This window comes from Arthrobacter sp. H20 (genome assembly GCF_000520515.1).
Lineage (GTDB): Bacteria > Actinomycetota > Actinomycetes > Actinomycetales > Micrococcaceae > Arthrobacter_D.
Map to the genome: position 1 here is coordinate 1 of NZ_AZRY01000212.1, position 4,302 is coordinate 4,302.

4 protein-coding genes and 2 pseudogenes are annotated in these 4,302 nt (G+C 65.6%); 1 reads left to right on the top strand and 5 read right to left on the bottom strand.

The annotated features are described in order from the left end of the window. Positions 1 to 323: transposase (locus tag Y703_RS0101570; RefSeq protein ID WP_026551333.1), on the top strand; the 323-nt coding region annotated here is incomplete at its 5' end. 19 nt (positions 324 to 342) lie between these two features. Here Y703_RS0101570 and Y703_RS20630 read toward each other — a convergent pair. The 5 genes and pseudogenes from Y703_RS20630 to Y703_RS22530 form a co-directional block, all read right to left on the bottom strand. Continuing rightward, positions 343 to 531, bottom strand: coding sequence for a hypothetical protein (locus tag Y703_RS20630; RefSeq protein ID WP_051427197.1), 189 nt, complete (start codon positions 529 to 531; stop codon positions 343 to 345). Next, a complete protein-coding gene (locus Y703_RS17230) occupies positions 510 to 1,433 on the bottom strand; it encodes a DDE-type integrase/transposase/recombinase (protein WP_051427198.1) in 924 nt (307 codons plus the stop codon). Before Y703_RS17230 ends, Y703_RS20630 begins: the two co-directional genes overlap by 22 nt. Positions 1,434 to 1,481: 48 nt before the next feature. Then, a complete protein-coding gene (locus tag Y703_RS17235) occupies positions 1,482 to 2,147 on the bottom strand; it encodes a hypothetical protein (protein WP_051427199.1) in 666 nt (221 codons plus the stop codon). Positions 2,148 to 2,422: 275 nt separating this feature from the next. After that, positions 2,423 to 3,697: pseudogene (locus Y703_RS17240) on the bottom strand (IS256 family transposase). 67 nt (positions 3,698 to 3,764) lie between these two features. Beyond that, a pseudogene (locus Y703_RS22530) lies at positions 3,765 to 4,007 on the bottom strand (IS256 family transposase); the annotation flags it as partial. Positions 4,008 to 4,302 lie beyond the last annotated feature (295 nt).

A 4,302-nucleotide genomic window follows, 5' to 3' on the forward strand; every position in this document is an offset into this window, starting at 1 on the left:
GCAACCTGGCGTTCGGACCCGCCCTGCGCAAAGTCATCTATACCACCAACAGCATCGAGTCGCTGAACTACCAGCTGCGCAAAATCATCAAAAACCGGGGTCATTTCCCCAACGACGCGGCAGCGATCAAGCTGCTCTGGCTGGCCATCATGAACATCGAAGACAAGCGAGCCCGCGAACGCGCCAAGGAAGCGCGAACCCCCAAGGGTCAACCCCGTAAGGCCTCCGGACGCCTCGTCGAAGGCAGCGTCGTCCAAGGCTGGAAAGCCGCCCTCAGCGAGCTCACACTCGTCCATCCCGACCGCATCAACCCCTACCTCTAAACCATGAAATCTGGATCACCTACACAGAAAACTTGACAAGCTCCGCTTCGGCGATCACGTCGGGATCCCGGCGATCCGGGCGCCGGTTTTCCCAGCCCGCGTCCCAGCGCGCCAGGGGTGTCATCGCGGTGGTGGAGTGGACAGTGCGGTGGTAGACCATCTGCACCCAGGACGTGAACAAGGCGTTCAGCTCCTCCAGACTGGCCACCGAGGTCCCGGCAGGATCCTCCCCGGCCGGTCCGGTGCCGGGACGGTGGTCTGGACCGGGGCGTCGAGCACGGTGATCTCGGACAGGAACTGGGACGTCACCGTATTGAAGAAGCGCTCGATCTTACCCCTGCCCTGGGGCCGGTAAGGCCTGGAATGGATCAGCTTCATGCCCAGCCGGGCGCAGATCCTGGCCAGTGACGCGTCGACAAAGGCCGAGCCGTTGTCGACATAGACTGCGTCGGGAACACCGTGGGTCTGCAGGGCCGGGCGCAGCGCGGCCGAGAGCCTGACGGCGTCTTCGGCGAACGCCCAGCGCGCGGCGGTGACCAGGCGCGAATGATCATCCAGGAACGCGAAGAGGTAGGTCTTCCGTCCGCCGATCCGGGGCCCGTGGAGCCCGTCGCCGACCCAGATCTCGTTCGGCCGGGCCGCTTCGAACCGGCCGGTGGCCTGCGCTGGCGTGCCAGTGGGGATCTCCAGGGTGCGGAAGTGGCGCAGCAGTGTCGATTCGGACGGGGCGTCGCCGAGGGTCTCGGCCATGATCCGCCGCACCTGCGCGGCGGTGCGGTGTGGGCGCTCGAGCTTCAGCGTCGCTGCCAGGGACAGGATGTTCACCGGAGTCCCGGGGCCGGCGGCCCTTTCCCGCGGCTTGAGCCCGTCGAATCCCTCCCGCTGCCAGGCGCTGATCCACCGGTCCAGAGTCTCCCGGGAATAGCGCACGCTCTGCCCGGAAGGGCCGTTGTGCTCTGCGGCGGCCAGTGCGCGGACCATGGGCCCGCGCTGGCGGGAGGTCAGCGACGTGTCCGCGGCCTCGCGGATGAGCTGGTAGCGGAACAACGCGGTCTTTTCCGCCCGGTCCTTGCGCGCCAGGGGCCCGCGTTGGGGTTCGGATTCCATCATGGGTCATTGTCCTTTTCAAGAAGTCAGGAAACGGTGGCCCCGGCAGGATCAGCCGGCGCTTTTCCCACCCTTGCCGTCCCGGCTGCCGGGCATAAGGGCCAACCCGTGTTGGCCCCGCCCCTGCAATCGGCCGGCGCTGAAGAAGAACGGACCCGCAACGGCGAGCCCTGCCGATTGCCACGCCATGGTGGCGACGGAAAACCGGGCAGCCAACACACCCGCATACGCCGTTACCGCGGCCAGCGCCCGGCCGGACGGCGCCGGCGCCGGGGCAGGCCAGAGCCCGGCCGCGTCCGCACCATCACGGTGGGCCAAGGCGGTGAATTCTTCGGCGATAGCACCGGCAGAAGCGGCAAATGCGCGCAGCCAGCCGCGGACCGTGGACACCGGCCGGCCCAGCCACGCCGCGATCACCCGGTGCCCTGCCCCACCTACCGCCTTGGCCTCGATGGCGGCAGCGAGCACCACGGCCGAATCGGCACGCCGGGCCGCCAGCCCGATACCGAGCAGCACATGCGTGGCCGCGCATCCGCTGCAGCGTCCCCGGCGCGGACGGTGGCGCACCAGGGAGCGGTCCGCCCAGGCGCCGTGGCGGATCAGCCGTTCCCGCGCCCAGCCCCACAGACGCAGCACCCCCTCGCACGCAGGGCAGGCCGGACGCCCGCCGGCCAGGTCCGACTCGACAGAAATACCATCATGATTTACCGTGAGCATCAGCGCGTCCCTTACGCGTCAGAACGGCCCGGCGTGAACCTTCGAAACCTCACGCCGGGCCGTTCGTCTTATCCGGTCATCGTCAGCCTGACGCCGCCGACAACACTAAATCAAGTCCCCACAGCAAAAACCAGCATCGTCACCGGCAAAGACGCCCACACCGCCAAACACTGCGACGCATAACAGTAAGTTGCATGGTCACTGGTTGGTTTGGCCTGTCTTGGGACAGGCTGATGTGGTCTTTTTTGGCGGTGTTGTTGATGTGGTTTGGGTTGCTATCTCAGGTGTGGTTCCAGGCGCTCGGGGTAGGCGAGCATTAGGTGCTGCAGGGCCTGGTTCCAGCCCATGGTGCCGGCTCCTTCGACGAGGCCGCCGGCGGTGCTCGCCCGGGTGCTGGTGCGTGTCTTGGACCGTTCCCTGGCGCGCTTGTCCTCGATGTTGCAGATGGCCAGCCAGAGCAGTTTGGTGGCCGCCTGGTCGTTGGGGAAATGCCCGCGGTTCTTGGTGACCTTGCGCAGCTGGTAGTTGAGGGACTCGATCGAATTGGTGGTGTAGATGACCTTGCGCAGGGCCGGGGGAAAGGCGAGGAACGGGGTGAAGCGCTCCCAGGCGTTCTCCCACGTCTTCACCGCCGCCGGGTACTTCACCCCCCACTGGCCAACGGCGAAGTCATCGAACGCCTGGCGTGCGGCTTCCTGGTTCGGGGCGGTGTAGATGGTTCGCAGGCACGCGGCGACCTGCTTGCGGTCCGAGTACGACACGAAGCGCGTGGAGGCCCTAATCAGGTGCACCACGCAGGTCTGCACCGTGGCGTGGGGCCACGTGGCGGAGATAGCCTCAGGGAATCCGGTCAGCCCGTCACAGCACACGATCAGCACGTCCTTGACCCCGCGGTTGGCCAGCTCGGCGCAGACGCCGGCCCAGAACCTTGCGCCCTCAGTCGCGGCGATCCAGATGCCCAGAACGTGTTTGATGCCGTCCATGTCCACGCCGACGGCAACATGCGCGGCCTTATTCTTCACATGGTGGCCGTCGCGGACCTTGACCACGATCGCGTCCAGATACATGATCGGGTAGATCGCATCCAGCGGGCGGTTCTGCCAGGCCAGGACCTCGTCGAGGACCTCGTCGGTGATCTTCGAGATCGTCTCCCGGGAAAGTTCGGTGCCGATTGTGGACGCCAGGTGGTGCTCGATGTCCCGTACCGTCATGCCCCCGGCATACAGGCTCACGATCATGTCTGCCAGCCCACCGGTGCGGCGCGACCCCTTGGGCACCAACTGAGGAACGAACGTCCCCGCCCGGTCCCGCGGTATCACCAGGTCCACGTCCCCGGCGTTGGTGGTCACCGTCTTGGGATAGGAGCCGTTGCGTGAATTAGTCACGGCGCGGCCAGCGTATGCGTTTTTCCCGTACCCCAGATGCTCGGTCAACTCCGCCTTCAAGCCCCGCTCCAGACCGGCCTTGATGATCTGCTGAATGAACCCGTCCTTACCCTCGAGCTCGATCTCCCCGCGGTCGATCTGGTCCATCAACTCATCANGTCACAATCATGCTCCCTTCAGAAAGTGACTAGCCTACTTACACCCTCCATCTGACACCCTCGGCGCAGGTGCCGTACCCCAGATGCTCGGTCAACTCCGCCTTCAAGCCCCGCTCCAGGCCGGCCTTGATGATCTGCTGAATGAACCCGTCCTTACCCTCGAGCTCGATCTCCCCGCGGTCGATCTGGTCCATCAACTCATCAAAGGCACCCGAGGCCTTCAACGCCTCCATGCTCTCCACCGCCGCCATCTGCTCGGCGGTCCTGGACGCATTCACTTTCACTGCTTTCACTGCCGGATTCTCGTGCTCAGTCACGGTCACAATCATGCTCCCTTCAGAAAGTGACTAGCCTACTTACACCCTCCATCTGACACCCTCGGCGCAGGTGCTGGAGATGTTGAACAGCGAGGAGTTCGCCGACAAGGCCCCGGCCCAGATCGGCGCGATCATGCTGGACCAGGGCGCCTACCTGTGCTCGGAATCAAGCATGTACCGCCGGGATCGGGCTCCACACCCCCGCCACGGTCTTCGACGGCACTTACACTGCGATCCAGGCCCGCCGGGCCGCGGTACTCCAGGACGCCTACGCGGCCACCCCGCACCGGTTCGG